The organism is Streptomyces sp. MBT53, assembly GCF_016654115.1.
In the GTDB taxonomy this organism is placed as follows: Bacteria; Actinomycetota; Actinomycetes; order Streptomycetales; family Streptomycetaceae; genus Streptomyces.
In genome coordinates this window covers 19,755-36,856 of the sequence record NZ_JAEQAZ010000172.1, presented here as the reverse complement: position 1 = coordinate 36,856, position 17,102 = coordinate 19,755, and the positions used below count along the sequence as shown (strand labels likewise).

The following is a 17,102-nucleotide window of genomic DNA, read 5'->3' as shown; positions in this document are numbered from 1 at the left end:
GTAGCACCGAGGCCCCTCCGGGAAGCAGGCGGCGGTCAGCCGCACTGGCAGGGGTTGCCCGACTGGCACCCGCACCCGCAGCCCGAGCCGCAGCCGCAGGCGCCGAAGAGCGGGAGGCTCTTGATCTCGGCGGGCTGCTGCGTCTCGCGCTCCTGTGTCGGGTCCGGCGTCGTCGTAGCGGGGGATTCGGCCATGGGTCCTCCTGGAGGCTCGTGCCTGTGCCCATCGGATGCTGCCCATTGGATGCCCGCTCCGGCGGGCGCATCAACGGCGCATTGAGGCTTCCTCCACGAGCCCCCCGACCTGGGACCTACGCCCCCTCGGCCCCCGTCGCCGGCTGGATGTCGGGCTGGATCTCGTCCGCGTGCTCACCCGTGACCAGGAACACCACGCGCTTCGGTGGCGAAGCGCGTGGTGTTCCTGGTCACGGGTGAGAACGCNCGGCTGGATGTCGGGCTGGATCTCGTCCGCGTGCTCACCCGTGACCAGGAACACCACGCGCTTCGCCACCGACACCGCGTGGTCGGCGAAGCGCTCGTAGTAGCGGCCGAGCAGGGTCACGTCGACCGCGGTCTCGATGCCGTGCTTCCACTTGTCGTCCAGCAGGTGCTGGAAGAGCGTGCGGTGCAGCAGGTCCATCGCGTCGTCGTCCTGCTCCAGCTGGAGGGCCAGGTCGACGTCCTTCGTGATGATGACCTCGGCCGCCTTCGCCATCAGGCGCTGGGCCAGCTGGCCCATCTCCAGGATGGTCGCGTGCAGGTCGTGCGGCACCGCGCGGTCGGGGAAGCGGAGCCGGGCGAGCTTCGCCACGTGCTGGGCGAGGTCGCCGGAGCGCTCCAGGTCGGCCGACATGCGCAGGGACGTGACGACGATCCGCAGGTCCGTCGCCACCGGCTGCTGCCGGGCCAGCAGGGCTATGGCCCGTGCTTCCAGGTCGTGCTGGAGGTCGTCGACCTTCTTGTCGGCCTCGATGACGCTCTCGGCCAGCTTCAGGTCGGAGTCCAGGATCGCCGTCGTGGCGCGTCCGATCGCCGACCCGGTCAGCCGGGCCATCTCCACCAGACCGTCACCGATCGAGTCAAGTTCCTCGTGGTACGCGTCCCGCATCAGGGTTCCCTCTCCTACGTTCGCTTCGGGGGCTCAGGGGCCCCGGGCCTGTCGGTTGTGACGAAAAACCGGCCCTTCCACCCCACGCTCCCACGTTCCCGCTCCTACGCGACGGTTTCCGCCACCCCAAATGAACCAATACTGGCTCCAAGGTGAACTCTGGGCGACGAGTGTTCGAGGTCGCACTCCGATGGCTGTGGCCAGGAGGTATCCCATGCCTAACCTGGGGGCATGGACGTGAACGCGGCGGTCGCCGCAGCGGCAGCGATCGCCGGGGTGCTTACCGGTGTCATCGCCATGCTGGCGTTCCGCTGGAGCGAACGCGACCAGAAGCGACCGACCAGGACCTCCCTGCATACGGACCCGGTGCTTCCGCCGGGCGTGGACACCGTCCTCTCGGTGCTCCGCTCCTCGGCCGTCGTCCTCGACGAAGCGGACGCCGTGGTCAAGGCCAGCTCGGCGGCTTACGCCCTCGGACTGGTCCGTGGCGGGAAACTCTCCGTCGACCCCATGCTCACCATGGCCCGGGACACCCGGCGCGACGGCGAGATACGCCAGGTCGAACTGGACCTGCCCCGGCGGGGCACCGGACGCGGCGAGGCACTCGCCGTGTCCGCACGTGTGGCCCCGCTCGGCTCCCGGCTCGTCCTGCTCCTCGTGGAGGACCTCACCGAGGCCCGCCGCATCGAGGCCGTACGACGAGACTTCGTGGCGAACGTCAGCCACGAACTGAAGACCCCGGTCGGCGCGCTCTCCCTCCTGTCGGAGGCGGTCATGGACGCCTCCGACGATCCTGAGGCGGTGGAGCGCTTCGCCGGCCGGATGCAGATCGAGGCCACCCGGCTGACCAACCTCGTGCAGGAGCTCATCGACCTGTCACGGGTCCAGAACGACGACCCCCTCGAAGACGCCGAACCGGTGCGCGTCGACGAACTCGTCGCCGAGGCCATCGACCGGTGCCGGCACCAGGCCGGCACCAAGCAGATCACCATGGCCGCCGGCGGCACCGCCGACCTGTACGTCTGGGGCAACCGCGGCCAGCTGGCCGCCGCCCTCGGCAACCTCGTCGAGAACGCCGTCAACTACTCGCCCGCCCGTACCCGAGTCGGCATAGCCGCCCGCCGGCTGACCGCGCACGGCGGCGACCACATCGAGGTCGCCGTCACCGACCAGGGCATCGGGATATCCGAGAAGGACAAGGAGCGCGTGTTCGAGCGCTTCTACCGTGTCGACCCGGCCCGCTCGCGGGCCACCGGCGGTACGGGTCTCGGGCTGGCGATCGTCAAGCACGTGGCCGCCTCGCACGGCGGGGAGGTCACGGTGTGGAGCTCCGAGGGACAGGGCTCCACGTTCACCCTGCGGCTACCGGAGGCGGGTGCGGCCCGCGACCGTGCCCACCAGCACCCCGACCTCGACGACGAGGCCGAGGGGTCCCCTGATCCATCCCCGTACGAACCGCTTCCCGCCCCGGAGGTCCTTCCGTGACCCGAGTGCTCGTCGTCGAGGACGAGGAGTCCTTCTCCGACGCCCTGTCCTACATGCTTCGCAAAGAGGGCTTCGAGGTCGCCATCGCGACCACCGGGCCCGACGGACTCGACGAGTTCGAGCGCAACGGCGCCGACCTCGTCCTGCTCGACCTGATGCTGCCGGGGCTGCCCGGCACGGAGGTCTGCCGCCAGCTGCGCGGCCGTTCCAACGTCCCCGTGATCATGGTGACGGCCAAGGACAGCGAGATCGACAAGGTCGTAGGCCTGGAAATAGGAGCCGATGACTACGTCACCAAGCCCTTCTCGTCCCGCGAACTGGTCGCCCGTATCCGGGCCGTCCTGCGCCGCCGCGGCGAGCCCGAGGAGGTCACCCCCGCCGCCCTCGAGGCAGGTCCGGTCCGCATGGACGTGGATCGCCACGTGGTCACGGTCTCCGGCTCCAAGGTCGACCTGCCCCTCAAGGAGTTCGACCTGCTGGAGATGCTCCTGCGCAACGCGGGCCGCGTACTGACCCGCATGCAGCTCATCGACCGCGTCTGGGGCGCCGACTACGTCGGCGACACCAAGACCCTGGACGTCCACGTCAAGCGCCTCCGCGCCAAGATCGAGCCGGACCCGGGCGCGCCCAGGTACCTGGTCACGGTCCGCGGCCTCGGCTACAAGTTCGAGCCGTAAACCGCGATCAGCTTCTTAGCGGCGCTACGACGATGGGCGGGACCTCACGGAGAGGTCCCGCCCATCGTCGTAGCGCTACGGCTGTTGCTGCGGCCGCTGCTCAGCCGGCGGAGGCCGTGGCCGTCGCCGTGGTGCTCTCGGAGGCGGAGTCGGACGGCGTGGCCGACGTGCTCTTGCCCGGCTTCGGCGAGCCCGAGGTGGTCGCGGTCGCGGTGGCGCCCGGGGCGGGCGTGGGGATCGCGGTCGGGCCCCACTTGGTGAAGTAGCTGTCGGCCGGGACGACGAACGCGCTCAGGCTCACCGCACCGGTCGTGCTGAGGGTGAAGGTGACCTTCTGGGCGTTGCCGTCCTCCAGGCCGGTGCCGACGTCGGTCAGCGCGGCGGAGGCGTTGCCCTTGCCGCCCAGGACGATCGAGCCGAAGGCCGGGACGGTCAGCTTGCCCTTGCCCTTCGCGGGGGTGAGGGTGGCGGTGCCGATGCCGTCGACGCTGACCGAGTCCAGGGTCTGGGGGTCCTTGCTGGTGTTGAACAGCGTCGCGGAGATCACCGCCGGGCCCGAGGGCTGGGGGCTGGAGTCGGTGATGGGCTGGGTGATGACGAGCGCGTTCTGCACCTTGATGGCGCCGACGGAGACGGCCGCGTTGTCCGGCTTGACCTCCAGCGTCTGTGCGTCGTCGCCGGCACCGCACGCGGCGAGCGAGGCGATCGAGAACGCGATGGCGGCGGCGGCGAGGGCGCCGCGTCGAAGGCTGCTGCTCACGGCGGCGGCTACTCCTTGAACGTGGGCGGAGCAGGGCGACTCCCGAATAAAGCCGCCCTAAGTGTCTGTCAGCGGCCTTAGGTTACCGAGCCGTTCCCGCGCCACCGCACCCGACCCTCCCCCAACCGGGTACCCGTGTGCCACAAGTGACCCGCGGGTCACTTGTGCCCGGCACTCGTCCGGCATTCACATAAGCAGCTCAGCCGTCCGTCGGCGGATTTTCCGTGAAGAATGCAGGGCACCTCGAAGAATTGATCACCGGCCGTTCCGCGCCACCTCGGTGATCAATTCCGGATTCGCCTCGCACCGGGCTCCGGCCACCGAACGGAGTAGTGGAAGTCGAGCACTTGGAACCAGACATTTGGGGACGTTCATCCACTTGGGGGCGCCTCCGGATGTGTGTAACGTACGCGTTTCACCTCGCCCGGAGAGCTGCTCCGACCTGCGAATACCCTCTTCCGCTCGGCCTCCGCAGCACGTTCCTGTTGCTGTTGTCAAGCCCCGAGATATGCCCTGACCTGCGAAAACGCCATTCAGAACACGCAGTTTCCGTGTTACCCTGGATAGCCACGGAAGGGGTACCTGTCACATGACGTTCAAGGTTGGCGACACCGTGGTCTATCCCCATCACGGGGCCGCGCTGATCGAGGCTATCGAAACTCGCCAGATCAAAGGCGTGGACAAGACCTACTTGGTGCTGAAGGTCGCTCAGGGTGACCTGACGGTGCGTGTGCCAGCGGACAATGCGGAGTTCGTCGGCGTACGTGATGTGGTCGGTCAGGACGGGCTGGACCGGGTCTTCGAGGTGCTGCGCGCTCCGTACGCCGAGGAGCCCACGAACTGGTCGCGTCGTTACAAGGCAAATCTGGAGAAGCTCGCCTCCGGCGATGTCATCAAGGTCGCGGAAGTAGTCCGTGACCTGTGGCGTCGTGAGCGCGAGCGCGGACTCTCCGCAGGTGAGAAGCGCATGCTCGCCAAGGCTCGCCAGATCCTGGTGAGTGAGCTCGCGCTCGCGGAGAACACGAACGAGGACAAGGCCGAGGCCCTGCTCGACGAGGTTCTCGCGTCCTGACGCAGGCACCTGGTACGCCCTGCTCAGCACACTGAAATGCCGTGGTGCCCGATGACAGCCCGCCTGTCGCCGGGCGCTTCGGCATGTTCGGGGACTTTCGCGACTCCGTGGAGCCAACGATTTTCGCGACTCCGTCGAACACCGTGTGACTCTGTGTCGAACGCCGGAGACATGCCCCCGATAATGGTGTGCCGGGCCCGGGCAGCAGGCTCGACCGGTGTCACGGAAGGGTCCGGTCAAGGCGTCGCGCCCGGCACTCCTCAGGCCATACCCACGTAGGTCGAGCACACAAACCTGACAGGAACCGATGTCTGACGATTCGCGCTCTTCGCAGGCGCAGTCCTCCGTCGCCGCCGTGATTCCGGCCGCCGGACGGGGCGTACGCCTCGGCCCCGGCGCCCCCAAAGCGCTACGCGCGCTGAACGGCACCCCCATGCTCATCCACGCGATCCGCGCACTCGCCGCGTCCCGCGCGGTCTCCCTGGTCGTCGTCGTGGCCCCGCCCGATGGCGCCGCCGAGGTCAAGACCCTCCTCGACGCGCACGCGCTGCCCGAGCGCACCGACTTCCTGGTCGTCCCCGGCGGCGACTCCCGCCAGGAGTCCGTGAAGCTCGGCCTGGACGCGCTGCCGCCCGGGCACGACATCGTCCTGGTCCACGACGCTGCCCGCCCGCTCGTCCCCGTCGACACGGTCGACGCGGTCATCGAGGCCGTACGGGACGGCGCCCCCGCCGTCGTACCGGCCCTCCCGCTCGCCGACACCGTCAAGGAGGTCGAGCCGGCCGCGTACCCCGGCGGCCCCGAGCCGGTCGTCGCCACTCCCGAGCGGGCCCGCCTCCGCGCCGTACAGACACCGCAGGGCTTCGACCGCGCCACGCTCGTCCGCGCCCACGAGACGGTCACGGACAACGTCACCGACGACGCGAGCATGGTCGAGCAGCTCGGCCTGACGGTCGTGGTCGTCCCCGGCCACGAGGAGGCCTTCAAGGTGACCCGCCCCCTGGACCTGGTCCTCGCGGAGGCGGTCCTCGCCCGCAGGAGGCTGAACGATGGCTTCTGAGCCCCTTCCGTTTGTCCTGCCCCAGGTCGGCATCGGCACCGACATCCACGCCTTCGAGGAGGGCCGCGAGTTGTGGTGCGCCGGCCTGAAGTGGGAGGGCGAGGGCCCGGGCCTGGCAGGCCACTCCGACGCGGACGTCGTGGCGCATGCGGCCTGCAACGCCCTGTTCTCGGCGGCGGGTCTGGGAGACCTGGGCCAGCACTTCGGTACCGGCCGCCCCGAGTGGTCGGGTGCGTCCGGGGTGACCCTGCTGACGGAGGCCGCGCGGATCGTCCGCGAGGCGGGCTTCACCATCGGCAACGTGGCCGTACAGGTCGTAGGCCCGCGCCCGAAGATCGGCAAGCGCCGGGACGAGGCGCAGAAGCTCCTGTCGGAGGCGGCGGGGGCGCCGGTGTCGGTTTCGGGCGCGACGACGGACGGCCTGGGCTTTCCGGGCCGGGACGAGGGCTTGATGGCAGTGGCAACGGCGCTGGTCGTGAAACACGGTTAAGCGGTCCGACCTTGGCTTTCAGGGGCGCGGGCTGTATCAATTTGCGGCTCCGCCGCGGGGCGCGACCAGCCCCCACCGGCCGGTACCCGACATACGGTCCCGCGCACCCCTTACCGCCCACTACCCTTGTACCGTGACCATTCGCCTGTACGACACCAGCACCCGGCAGATTCGCGACTTCATCCCGCTCACAGCGGGCTGTGTCTCGATCTACCTGTGTGGTGCCACCGTGCAGGCCGCCCCGCACATCGGCCACATCCGCTCGGGCCTGAACTTCGACATCCTGCGCCGTTGGTTCGAACACCGCGGCTACGACGTCACGTTCATCCGCAACGTCACCGACATCGACGACAAGATCATCGCCAAGTCCCGTGACCAGGGCCGCCCTTGGTGGGCGATCGGGTACGAGAACGAGCGCGCGTTCAACGACGGCTACCAGGCACTCGGCTGCCTCCCGCCGACGTACGAACCGCGGGCGACCGGCCATGTGCCCGAGATGATCGAGATGATGCGCGGACTCATCGAGCGCGGTTACGCCTACGAGGCGGACGGCAGCGTCTACTTCGACGTGCGGTCGTACCCGGACTACCTGCAGCTGTCGAACCAGGACATCGACGATCTGCGCCAGCCCGCCGAGGAGGGCATCACCGGCAAGCGCGACCCGCGCGACTTCGCCATGTGGAAGGCGACCAAGCCGGGCGAGCCCGACTGGGAGACCCCGTGGGGCCGCGGGCGGCCGGGCTGGCACCTGGAGTGCTCGGCGATGGCGCACAAGTACCTGGGCCCGGCCTTCGACATCCACGGCGGCGGCCTCGACCTGATCTTCCCGCACCACGAGAACGAGATCGCCCAGGCCAAGGCCTACGGCGACGACTTCGCGCAGTACTGGGTGCACAACGCCTGGGTCACCATGAGCGGCGAGAAGATGTCGAAGTCGCTCGGCAACAGCGTGCTGGTCAGCGAGATGGTCAAGCAGTGGCGGCCGATCGTGCTCCGCTACTACCTCGGCACTCCCCACTACCGCTCGATGATCGAGTACAGCGAGGAGGCCCTGCGCGAAGCCGAGTCCGCGTTCGCGCGGATCGAGGGCTTCGTGCAGCGGGTGGTGGAGAAGGCCGGGGGAGTCGTCGAGCCCGCGGCCGAGGTGCCGCCCGCGTTCGCCGAGGCGATGGACGACGACCTGGGCGTGCCGCAGGCGCTGGCCGTCGTACACACGACCGTCCGGCAGGGCAACAGCGCGCTGGCCGCCGACGACAAGGAAGCGGCCGTAGCGCGTCTCGCTGAGGTGCGCGCCATGCTCGGTGTCCTCGGGCTCGATCCGCTGGACCCGCAGTGGGCCGGCGAGACCGACCGCGGCGAGGATCTGCACGGTGTCGTCGACACCCTGGTCCGGATGGTCCTGGACCAGCGCGAGGCCGCCCGGGGCCGTAAGGACTGGGGCACCGCGGACGCCATCCGCGACCAGCTCAACCAGTCCGGCCTGGTCATCGAGGACGGCCCGCAGGGCCCCCGCTGGACCCTCGGCCCACGCTGAACCCGTCCCGGTCAACGAAGATCGACTGTGCCGCCCGGCCCTCCGGGCGGCACACTGCATAGACGTACGTCCACAGACTTTTGATACGACTCTGAACAGACAGGTAGGTCATGGCAGCCAACAACCGCCGCATGTCCGGCAAGAAGGGCGCGCAGGTCGGCAGTGGCGGCCAGCGGCGCCGGGGCCTGGAAGGCAAGGGTCCCACCCCGCCCGCCGAGGCGCGCAAGGGCCACAAGAAGAACCGCATCGCCAACGCCCAGGCCAGGCAGGTCCAGCGCCGGGCACCGGTCGCGCGCGGGCGCGGCGGCAAGGGCACGTCCGAGATGGTCGTCGGCCGCAACCCGGTCGTGGAGGCGCTGCGCGAGGGCGTTCCGGCGGTCACGCTCTACGTCCAGCAGTTCATCGACAACGACGAGCGCGTGCGCGAGGCGCTCCAGCTGGTCGCCGAGCGCGGTGGCGTCCACCTCATGGAGGCCCCGCGCCCCGAGCTGGACCGCATGACCAACGGCCTCAACCACCAGGGCCTGGTCCTCCAGGTCCCGCCGTACGAGTACGCGCACGCCGAGGATCTCGCCAACGCGGCCTACGACAAGGGCGAGGACCCGCTGATCGTCGCCCTCGACGGGGTGACCGACCCGCGCAACCTCGGCGCGATCGTCCGCTCGGTCTCCGCGTTCGGCGGCCACGGCGTCCTCGTCCCCGAGCGCCGCGCGGCCGGCATGACCGCGGGTGCGTGGAAGACGTCGGCCGGTACGGCGGCCCGTACGCCCGTCGCCCGCGCCACGAACCTGACGCGCGCCCTGGAGGCGTACAAGAAGGCGGGCATCGCGATCGTCGGCCTGGCCGCCGACGGCGAGGCCGAGATCGGTGAACTCCCGGCCCTGGAGGGCCCGGTGGTCATCGTCGTGGGCAGCGAGGGCAAGGGCCTCTCCCGCCTCGTCGGCGAGACGTGCGACTACCGGGTACGGATCGCGATGCCGGGTGGCGCGGAGTCGCTGAACGCGGGTGTGGCGGCGGGCATCGTGCTGTACGAGGCGGCCCGGCGCCGTAGCTGAGTCGTAGCCGGGTTCTGGCTGTACGGATGTTCGGCGCGGTCACCCACTCGGGGCAATCTGGGGAGCGAGGGCGAGCTTGACGCTGTCCGGACACATCCGGCAAGTCAAAGCAGTGTCCTAAACACACGTCACTCGGTTAGATGAGTGTGGACACCAGAACACCCCGCACACCCACGGGGGACCGCTCGTCCGGATTCCAGTCCGGATTGGACGACGCTCCCGCGCTGAGCATGGTGAAGGTGCCGAGCGATCCGGCCCAGGTCATCGTCAACCATGCGAGTTTCCGCGTGCAGCTGGGCGCCTCGACGCGCACCCAAAACCCGCGCCTCGCACGGCAGTTGAGTACCGCCGAGGACACCGCCCGGATGCCCGCGGCCGGTGCCGCGCGCCGTAGGCCCGTCGTCTGGAGCGGCAGGTCCGCGCCGGACGACACCGGCGCCCACCGGCTCCTGCAGGCCGTGCGGGGCAGCGGCGTCCGCCACGGCGAGCAGTCGGCCGGCGACGCGGGCGCCACGCAGGTCATCCCCCGTATCGCGGACGGCGGTTACGACGGCGACCTGACCGCGCAGACCCTCGAAACCCCCATCGTCGGCGCCCAGCGCGGCCACGCCCACGACACCGGCGAGAACCGACTCCTGCCGCAGATGCGGACCGTGGGCAGCGCCTACGACGAACCCGCCTACGGAGACGGGGAGTTCGAGGACTTCGAGGCGGACGGCGAGCGCGAGCGGAGCACCGGACGGCACCCCAACGACCCGGTACGGCACGCCTATTACCCGGGCCGCCGGATGAACCTCGGCGTCGTCCTGCTCCCCCTGCGCATCTTCCTCGGCTTCATCTCCATCTACGCCGGCATGGGCAAGCTGTGCGACCCCGTCTACTTCGACGGCGGCAAACGCGGCTCCATGGTCAAGTGGCTCAACACCCTGCACCCCTGGGAAGTCGCCGAGCCACTACGGCAGTTCGCCCTCCAGCACCCCGTCGGCTCCGGGCTCGTCATCGCCTTCGCCCAGGTCATCGTGGGCGTCCTGACGATCCTCGGCCTCTGGCAGCGGGTCGCGGCGGTCGGCGGCGCGCTGCTCTCCGCCGCGCTCATCGTCACCGTCAGCTGGAAGACCGTTCCCGCCTACGACGCCCCCGACATCATCTACCTCGCCGCCTGGTCCCCGCTGATCATCGCCGGCGCCCCCGTCTACTCCGTCGACGGCCGCCTCGCGGGCAGCGCCTGGCGCCGCCTCGGACCCCGCGCCGACATCTGGGAACTGCGCCGCTACGTCCTGCGCCGCGGCGCCCTGGTCACGGCGGTCTCCATCGGCCTCACCCTGCTCATCGGCTCGCTGCTCGGCGGTGCGGTGCGCGACTCCAGCCGCGTGGTCGTCCCCGGCCCCGGCGAGGCCCCGCGCAACGAACTCCCCGGCGCCCCGCTCCCCGGGGAACCGACCAAGAGCCGCAGCAGCAGCCCCTCGGCGGTCAACTCGCCGTCAAGGCAGCCCACTTCGGCCAGCCCGTCGCACGCCGCGACGAGCCCGGGCGCGACCCACTCGTCCACCGGTACGGCCACCGGCGGCACCCCCAGCCAGACCCAGGGCACGGCGGGCCGCACCCAGCCCCACCAGTCCTCCCCGGCCGGCCAGGCCCCCAGCACGACCTCCGGCCCCACGTCGGGCGGCGGCACGACAGGCGGCACCGGCTCAAGTGGCGGCTCCAGCACCGGGGGTTCGTCCTCCTCCGGCCAGCCGGGCCTGGTGGGCGGCCTGTTGGGGTAACTGGGCCGGTGGGGGGTTTGTTGAAGCAGTCACCACCCACCGGCTGAAACTCCGGTACGTATGACGAAGGGGCCCGCACGAATCCGTGCGGGCCCCTTCGACCTGTGTCTTTGTCTTTCAGGGGCGCGGGGAACTGCGCGACCAACCACGACGGAGCCGCACTCAACGACCCAGCGCAGCAAGCTCCTTGGCGGCTTCCCTCAAATCCTTGGCGGTGTCGATGGCCCGCCAGTAAGCCCCCTGCGGAATAGGGAACCCAGCCAACCGCAACTCACGCGCGAGGTGCGGGAACGTCGTCCGCTCGTGATCCCCCCGCTCCGGCAACAACCCCGCGAACTCGGGCGAGAAGACGTACACCCCCGCATTGATCGCGTACTGCGTCGGCGGCGACTCGATGAAGTCCGTGACCCGTCCGAAGTCGTCCGTCTGCACGGCCCCCCAGGGGATCCGCGGCCGAGCCAGCGCGATCGTGGCGACGGCGTCGCGCTCCGTGTGGAAGTCCGCCATGTCGCGCAGCGAGAAGCGGGTCCAGATGTCGCCGTTGGTGGCGTACCAGGGGCTGTCCGGGCGGGGCAGACGCGCGGCGGCGTACTTGAGGCCGCCGCCGCGGCCCAGCGGCTCCGTCTCGACGACCGTGGTCACGTCGACAGGCAGATCGGCTGTTTTCAGCCAGTCCTGCAGCACCTCGGCAAGATGCCCGCAGCTGACGACGACGTCGGTCACGCCCTCCTCGGCGAGCCAGACGAGCTGATGGCCGATGATCGGCGTCCCGGTGCCGGGGATCTCGACCATCGGCTTGGGCCGGTCGTCGGTGTAGGGGCGCAGCCGGGATCCCTGGCCACCGGCCAGGATCACGGCTTGGGTGGGGCGCGACGCGGCGTTCGGATCGGTCATGACCCGAACTGTACGTGGCGGCCCCACCGCAACTTTCGGCTGCAACCGTTCCTTAATCAGCCGTTACCGACCTCCTACTCCGGGCGCCGGCTCCGGTCAGCTGTGCGCGGCCATGACCCCGGAGGCGAACGCGGTGTCGCACACGGGGCGGGCGTAGGACTGGGCGCGTGCGGCGCCGTAGATGCGGACCGCTGCGCGGCCCAGTGCGCGGGCGATGGAGGTGCAGTGCGTGGCGAGCGACGGGTGGCCGTTCACCGCCTCCTGGAGGTGGGTCAGGACGACGCCTGGGTTCTTGTCCTGGAGCTCGGTCATGAGCTGGTCGCGCAGGATGTCCTGCGGGGCGCGTGCGGCGGCCCGAGAGGAGGCTCCGGCCGCGGTGACGTCCGTCGCGGTGAGCATCGAACTGGAGGGGCTCCCCGACCAGTTGACCCGGGTGACCGCGAGGGTCCCGGAGAGCACCATCATGACGGGCAGGACGAGGGCGAGGGTGCGGCCGACCCGGCGGGCGGGGCCCCGGCCGCGTCGCGGCTGTTGGTTATTGGAGTGCTTCACGCGTGTGAGGGTAGCGCCCGGTAATGATTTGGCGACATTTAGTCACCAATTCGGGGGATGGATTGGTGCCTCGAATTGGGTAGGGCGTTGACGAACACTGCTCGAAATGACGGGTCTGCCGGGGTATTTGTCATATCGGCCGGCAGGCCGGTTGATCGGTCGGTCGGTCGGTCGGTCGGTCGGTCGGTCGGTCGGGCGGTCGGGCGGTCGGGCGGACCGGAAACGGGAAAGGGCCCCGCGGATGACCGCGGGGCCTTTCCATGACCGTGTGATCGGTCGGTCCAGTCGGTTCAGTCGGTGAGGCGCTCGCCCGTGGAGGTCGAGAAGACGTGCAGCTCGCCCGGACGCGGCACCACGTGCAGGGTGGCGCCCTTGTCCGGCACCGAACGGCCGCTGACGCGGACGACCAGGTCCTTCAGGTCGTCGCCGACCTTGGCGCTGCCGTAGACGAAGCCGTCGGCGCCGAGCTCCTCGACGACGTTCACGGTGACCGCGAGACCGGCCGGGGCGTCCTCGGTGTCCTTGGTGAGGGACTTCGCGGCCTCGCCGTTGTGCTCGTCGATGTCGAAGTGCTCGGGGCGCACGCCGACGGTCACCGTACGGTCACCCTTGTCGGTGGCGGCCTGGAGCGCCTCGCGGTTGACGGGGACGACCGAGTTGCCGAACTTCACACCGCCGTCGGTGATCGGGACCTCGATCAGGTTCATGGCGGGGGAGCCGATGAAGCCGGCGACGAAGAGGTTCTTGGGGCGGTCGTACATGTTGCGGGGGCTGTCGACCTGCTGGAGCAGACCGTCCTTGAGCACGGCCACCCGGTCGCCCATCGTCATGGCCTCGACCTGGTCGTGGGTGACGTAGACGGTGGTGATGCCGAGGCGGCGCTGCAGCGAGGCGATCTGCGTACGGGTCGAGACACGGAGCTTGGCGTCGAGGTTCGACAGCGGCTCGTCCATGAGGAAGACCTGCGGCTCACGCACGATGGCGCGACCCATCGCGACACGCTGGCGCTGACCGCCGGAGAGCGCCTTCGGCTTGCGGCCGAGGTAGTCGGTGAGGTCGAGGATCTTCGCCGCGTCCTCCACCTTCTGGCGGATCTCGGCCTTGTTGACGCCGGCGATCTTGAGCGCGAAGCCCATGTTGTCGGCGACGGTCATGTGCGGGTACAGCGCGTAGTTCTGGAACACCATGGCGATGTCCCGGTCCTTCGGCGGCAGGTGCGTGACGTCGCGGTCACCGATGCGGATGGCGCCGGCGTTGACGTCCTCGAGCCCCGCGAGCATGCGGAGCGAGGTGGACTTGCCACAGCCGGACGGACCGACGAGGACGAGGAACTCGCCGTCCCCGACCTCGATCTCCAGACCATCGACGGCGGGCTTCTCGGTGCCCGGGTAGATCCGGGTCGCCTTGTCGAACGAAACAGTGGCCATGGTGAAGGCCCCCTTCTACCGGCAGGAACGTGCCGGACGATCCGTTGTAGGAAGGTGGTGGTGTAGTCCACGCGAGTGAACTGGGTACGGACGGTACCTGGCGTTTGCCCGGTCTGTCAGTACCCGAGGGCATGTGAACTTCGCGGAAATTTTCGACAGGGCGCTGCGGGGACCTGGGTACACTGCACCAGGCACGTGATCGCACACGTCCCGCACGCGTCTCGCGCCCGTGCAGGCCTCCTTAGCTCAGTTGGCCAGAGCAACGCACTTGTAATGCGTAGGTCGTCGGTTCGAATCCGACAGGGGGCTCCTTCGAAGGCCAGGTCACATAGCCCGTGACCTGGCCTTTTGTGTTGCTCGGGGCATGACGGGTCACACGGCTGGGGTGCCGTGGGACGGCTTGCGTGAGCGATGCGTGAGCGGAGCGGCTCGGTGCCCTACTTCTTGGGCTTCTTCCGCGCCTTGTTCTTCTTCGCCTTGGCCTGGGCTTTCGCTTTCTCCTTGGCCTTCTGGGCGGTCTTCGCGGCCTTGCGGGCCGCCTTCTCCGCCTCGGCCTTGCGCTGGAGAGGGACCAGCTTGGCGGTGGCCTCGGCTGAGCTCTTGCCGACGTGGGGGAGGACGCTCTGGTAGATGTCCCGCGTGATGCGGGTGTCGCTGTGCCCGAGGGTGTCCGACACGATCTTCACGTCGATGCCGGCGGCGAGCATGAGCGTGGCCGCGCCGTGGCGCAGGTCGTGCAGCCGGATCGGCGGGAGACCGGAGGCGGCGACGAGCCGCTCGAAGAGGTCGGTCACTTTGCCGGGGTGCAGCCAGGAGCCGTCTTCCTGGGTGAAGACGAGACCGGTGTCGACCCAGGCCGATCCCCATTCCTCGCGGTCGGCCGCCTGCTGCTTGCGGTGCCGCTCCAGGACGGCGACGGTGTCGTCGTCCAGGGCCACGACGCGGAAGCCGCTGTCGGTCTTCGGTTCGGACGCTTCGACGTCCCATCCGTCCTGGACGAGTTGGCCGGTGACGGTGAGGGAGTGCCGGTCGAGATTGGTCTCCGACCAGGGCTGGCCGCACGCCTCGCCGCGACGCAGGCCGCGGAAGGCGATCAGGTGCCACATGGCGTACAGCCGGTCCGCGGCGACGAAGTCGAGGAAGGCGCCGGTCTGTTCGGGCGTCCAGACCATGACGGGGGAGGGCTTCTCGCCGGTCTGCTGCCACCGGGCGACCCGCTCGTCCGTCCAGACGAGGGCCTTCGGCTTGCGGACGGGGTCGATCTCGACGTGGGACGCTGGGTTGAACGTGATGATCTGCTGGCCGATCGCCTCGTTCAGGGCGGCGCGGAGCGTGGCCTTGACGTGCTGGCGGGTGGACGGCCCGGTGACGCGGCGGAAGGGTGGCATCGCGTCGATCGCCGTCTTCATGGCCTTGCGGCGGGCCCGGTTCTCCACGCCCTTCCACGGCACGGTCGCCAACTCCTCTACCGCCGCACGCCGTTGGGCGTTCTGCTCCAGGATCTCGGCGTTGGCGTCGGTGATGGCGGTGAACATCTCGCTCAGGTGACTCACGCGCAGCCGGTCGAGGCGCCGGTCGCCGATGTGGGGCTTGAGGTGCACGCGGACGTCGGTCTCGTAGCGGCTGACGCCTGACTTCCGGATGCGTTTGCCCGCGAGCCATCGGTCCAGCCACTCGTTCACGGTGAGGCTGCCGACGAGGTCTTGGCCGGCGTTGAGGCGACGCCGGGTCTCCTCGATATCGGGGAGGGGCAGCTTGTCGCGGCTGACCTCGGACAGCATCTCGGCGATCAGCTGGACGCCTTCGGGGTCGTCCGACTCGGCGAGCGCCATGAGGGCACGTACGTGGTCGAGGTCGGCCTGGGCCGCCTTGAGGCTGGCGTACCCGCCACGGGCGAAGGAACGTCGGCTTCCATCTTCGCGGGGCGGCAACTCCTGGCGTATGGAGTAGGTGCAGTGGTTCCTGCTGTTGCGCTTCGGACAGGAGGAGCCGAGTTCCTTGCCGGTCTTGGGGTCGCGGCAGGAGCAGCGGCGGTAGGTGGAGCCCTTCAAAGGCGTTCCTCCGGGGTGGTGTTGGGGTCGGTTTCAGGCAAGTCGACGTCGCCCAGGGCGGGTGGGAGATAGGGCGGGGTGGCGCCTTCGTCGCGGAGTTCGCGGCGCAGGTAGCGGAGTTTGTACTTGGCGGAGATGGCCTCGTCGCCGTACTTGGTCCGTCTGCGCTCGGCTTCTTCCTGCTGGGCGCGGTTGCTGGCCGTCTTGGCTGCGAACCGTGCCTGTTCTGCTTCTTCGAGGGCGGCCAAGGCGGTGCGTACGAGGTTGCTGTGCACTTCGAAGTCGGGGACCAGGCCCGCGTCGTGCATGGCCACGTCCTCGTCGCCGGTGAAGCGGCGCAGGGCGTCCCAGGTGGGGACGAGGTCCTGGAAGGGGAGTTCCTGGGTTCGGTCGACGTAGCCGACCGGGAAGATCAGGCAGACCGGATACGTCTCCAGGGCGGCGGCCAGGACGATGACGTCCACCAGGGGCAGGGTGGCCCGGCGGCCGGACTCCATGTTGGCGATCACGTTGCGCGGGATGGGATGCCCAAGTTCCTCGCACCGGTCGGCCAGGTCCTGTGCGCTCCATCCCATCTCCTTCCTTCTGCGCCGGACTTCGCCGGCCACGTTGGCCTTGACCCGGTCCTCCCACTCGGGAACCTCGTCCTCATCAGCATCCACACCGCGTTGTGTCATGAAGACACATTAGCTTCCCGATGATGGTTGTAGACGCCTGGAGCCGGACGTGATTGCCGCGTTCGTCGAGGGCTGTACCGAAAAGGGGCGCACTGCATGCGCGAAGACGCGACGGCCGGACGGATGAAGGACTCGAAGGGGATGAGCCGGGAGGAGCTTCTCGCCCTCCCCGTGTCCGTTGACCTGGACACAGGCAACCGCGCTCTCGGGCTCGGGCGGAGCAAGGGGTACGAGCTGGCGAAGCGGGGCGAGTACCCGTGCAAGGTGCTGCGGCTGGGCAACGCCTACCGGGTCGTGACGGCGGATCTGCTCGATCTGCTGGGTCTGGCGGCGTGATGGCACGGCACCGTAGCAAACCGTTCTGCGCTGAGCTGACACAGAAACGCTGGACCGTTGCCGGGTGTGGACGTACGGTCCGTGTTCCCTCGCGATGGCCTGGTGCCCGCGAGACGGGGATGGGCCCCCGGCGGTGCAACGCCGGAGGCCCGAGCAACC

16 protein-coding genes, 1 tRNA gene and 2 pseudogenes are annotated in these 17,102 nt (G+C 69.4%); 10 read left to right on the top strand and 9 right to left on the bottom strand.

The genetic code is table 11. From position 1 onward, the window contains the following. Window positions 1-35: 35 nt before the first annotated feature. Both JHN45_RS40210 and phoU read right to left on the bottom strand, forming a co-directional pair. Window positions 36-194 (bottom strand): hypothetical protein, encoded by a 159-nt coding sequence (locus tag JHN45_RS40210; protein WP_019072373.1) that lies wholly within the window; start codon window positions 192-194, stop codon window positions 36-38. A gap of 247 nt (window positions 195-441) precedes the next feature. Continuing rightward, window positions 442-1,107 (bottom strand): annotated as a pseudogene (gene phoU / locus JHN45_RS40200) (phosphate signaling complex protein PhoU); the annotation flags it as partial. 231 nt (window positions 1,108-1,338) lie between these two features. Between phoU and JHN45_RS40195 the strand changes: the two are divergent. Together JHN45_RS40195 and JHN45_RS40190 are read left to right on the top strand one after the other, a co-directional pair. Next, complete coding sequence (locus tag JHN45_RS40195) at window positions 1,339-2,592, top strand: cell wall metabolism sensor histidine kinase WalK (RefSeq protein ID WP_200712020.1); 1,254 nt, start codon at window positions 1,339-1,341, stop codon at window positions 2,590-2,592. Next, a complete protein-coding gene (locus tag JHN45_RS40190) occupies window positions 2,589-3,269 on the top strand; it encodes a response regulator transcription factor (RefSeq protein WP_009340348.1) in 681 nt (226 codons plus the stop codon). The genes JHN45_RS40195 and JHN45_RS40190 overlap by 4 nt, the downstream gene beginning before the upstream one ends. A gap of 100 nt (window positions 3,270-3,369) precedes the next feature. Here JHN45_RS40190 and JHN45_RS40185 read toward each other — a convergent pair whose 3' ends face one another. Beyond that, on the bottom strand, window positions 3,370-4,029 hold the full coding sequence (locus JHN45_RS40185; RefSeq protein WP_200712021.1) for a DUF461 domain-containing protein: 660 nt from the start codon (window positions 4,027-4,029) through the stop codon (window positions 3,370-3,372). A 589-nt stretch (window positions 4,030-4,618) separates the two neighbouring features. Here JHN45_RS40185 and JHN45_RS40180 point away from each other — a divergent pair. The 6 genes from JHN45_RS40180 to JHN45_RS40155 all read left to right on the top strand — a co-directional run bounded on the left by JHN45_RS40180 (window position 4,619) and on the right by JHN45_RS40155 (window position 11,006). Then, window positions 4,619-5,101 (top strand): CarD family transcriptional regulator, encoded by a 483-nt coding sequence (locus tag JHN45_RS40180; protein WP_003953493.1) that lies wholly within the window; start codon window positions 4,619-4,621, stop codon window positions 5,099-5,101. Window positions 5,102-5,408: 307 nt separating this feature from the next. Next, a complete protein-coding gene (ispD, locus tag JHN45_RS40175) occupies window positions 5,409-6,161 on the top strand; it encodes a 2-C-methyl-D-erythritol 4-phosphate cytidylyltransferase (RefSeq protein WP_200712022.1) in 753 nt (250 codons plus the stop codon). Continuing rightward, the gene (ispF, locus tag JHN45_RS40170) at window positions 6,151-6,651 is read left to right on the top strand and encodes a 2-C-methyl-D-erythritol 2,4-cyclodiphosphate synthase (RefSeq protein ID WP_200712023.1); all 501 of its coding nucleotides are present in this window, start codon (window positions 6,151-6,153) and stop codon (window positions 6,649-6,651) included. Before ispD ends, ispF begins: the two co-directional genes overlap by 11 nt. Before the next feature lie 133 nt (window positions 6,652-6,784). After that, a complete protein-coding gene (gene cysS / locus JHN45_RS40165; protein WP_201054396.1) occupies window positions 6,785-8,185 on the top strand; it encodes a cysteine--tRNA ligase in 1,401 nt (466 codons plus the stop codon). Window positions 8,186-8,295: 110 nt separating this feature from the next. Then, window positions 8,296-9,240 carry a 23S rRNA (guanosine(2251)-2'-O)-methyltransferase RlmB gene (gene rlmB, locus JHN45_RS40160; protein ID WP_200712025.1) on the top strand — a complete coding sequence of 315 codons (945 nt, stop codon included), beginning with the start codon at window positions 8,296-8,298 and terminating at the stop codon, window positions 9,238-9,240. A gap of 140 nt (window positions 9,241-9,380) precedes the next feature. Further along, a complete protein-coding gene (locus JHN45_RS40155) occupies window positions 9,381-11,006 on the top strand; it encodes a DoxX family protein (protein ID WP_200712026.1) in 1,626 nt (541 codons plus the stop codon). Window positions 11,007-11,168: 162 nt separating this feature from the next. On the opposite strand, the gene JHN45_RS40150 is transcribed toward JHN45_RS40155, so the two are convergent. The 4 genes and pseudogenes from JHN45_RS40150 to JHN45_RS40135 form a co-directional block, all read right to left on the bottom strand. Beyond that, window positions 11,169-11,900 (bottom strand): nucleotidyltransferase family protein, encoded by a 732-nt coding sequence (locus tag JHN45_RS40150; RefSeq protein WP_200712027.1) that lies wholly within the window; start codon window positions 11,898-11,900, stop codon window positions 11,169-11,171. Window positions 11,901-11,996: 96 nt separating this feature from the next. Beyond that, window positions 11,997-12,452 (bottom strand): hypothetical protein, encoded by a 456-nt coding sequence (locus JHN45_RS40145; RefSeq protein ID WP_200712028.1) that lies wholly within the window; start codon window positions 12,450-12,452, stop codon window positions 11,997-11,999. Window positions 12,453-12,490: 38 nt separating this feature from the next. Beyond that, window positions 12,491-12,667: pseudogene (locus JHN45_RS54850) on the bottom strand (hypothetical protein); the annotation flags it as partial. Between the two features lie 75 nt (window positions 12,668-12,742). Beyond that, window positions 12,743-13,879 carry an ABC transporter ATP-binding protein gene (locus tag JHN45_RS40135; RefSeq protein ID WP_200712029.1) on the bottom strand — a complete coding sequence of 379 codons (1,137 nt, stop codon included), beginning with the start codon at window positions 13,877-13,879 and terminating at the stop codon, window positions 12,743-12,745. A gap of 235 nt (window positions 13,880-14,114) precedes the next feature. On the opposite strand from JHN45_RS40135, the gene JHN45_RS40130 reads away from it, so the two are divergent. After that, window positions 14,115-14,188, top strand: a tRNA-Thr gene (locus JHN45_RS40130). 128 nt (window positions 14,189-14,316) lie between these two features. On the opposite strand, the gene JHN45_RS40125 is transcribed toward JHN45_RS40130, so the two are convergent. Both JHN45_RS40125 and JHN45_RS40120 read right to left on the bottom strand, forming a co-directional pair. Next, window positions 14,317-15,930: a site-specific integrase gene (locus JHN45_RS40125; RefSeq protein WP_201054395.1), complete on the bottom strand. Its 1,614-nt coding sequence runs from the start codon at window positions 15,928-15,930 to the stop codon at window positions 14,317-14,319. Next, on the bottom strand, window positions 15,927-16,607 hold the full coding sequence (locus JHN45_RS40120) for a helix-turn-helix domain-containing protein (RefSeq protein ID WP_236584631.1): 681 nt from the start codon (window positions 16,605-16,607) through the stop codon (window positions 15,927-15,929). Before JHN45_RS40120 ends, JHN45_RS40125 begins: the two co-directional genes overlap by 4 nt. Before the next feature lie 96 nt (window positions 16,608-16,703). Between JHN45_RS40120 and JHN45_RS40115 the strand changes: the two genes are divergently transcribed. After that, a complete protein-coding gene (locus JHN45_RS40115; RefSeq protein ID WP_201054394.1) occupies window positions 16,704-16,943 on the top strand; it encodes a hypothetical protein in 240 nt (79 codons plus the stop codon). Window positions 16,944-17,102: the final 159 nt, after the last annotated feature.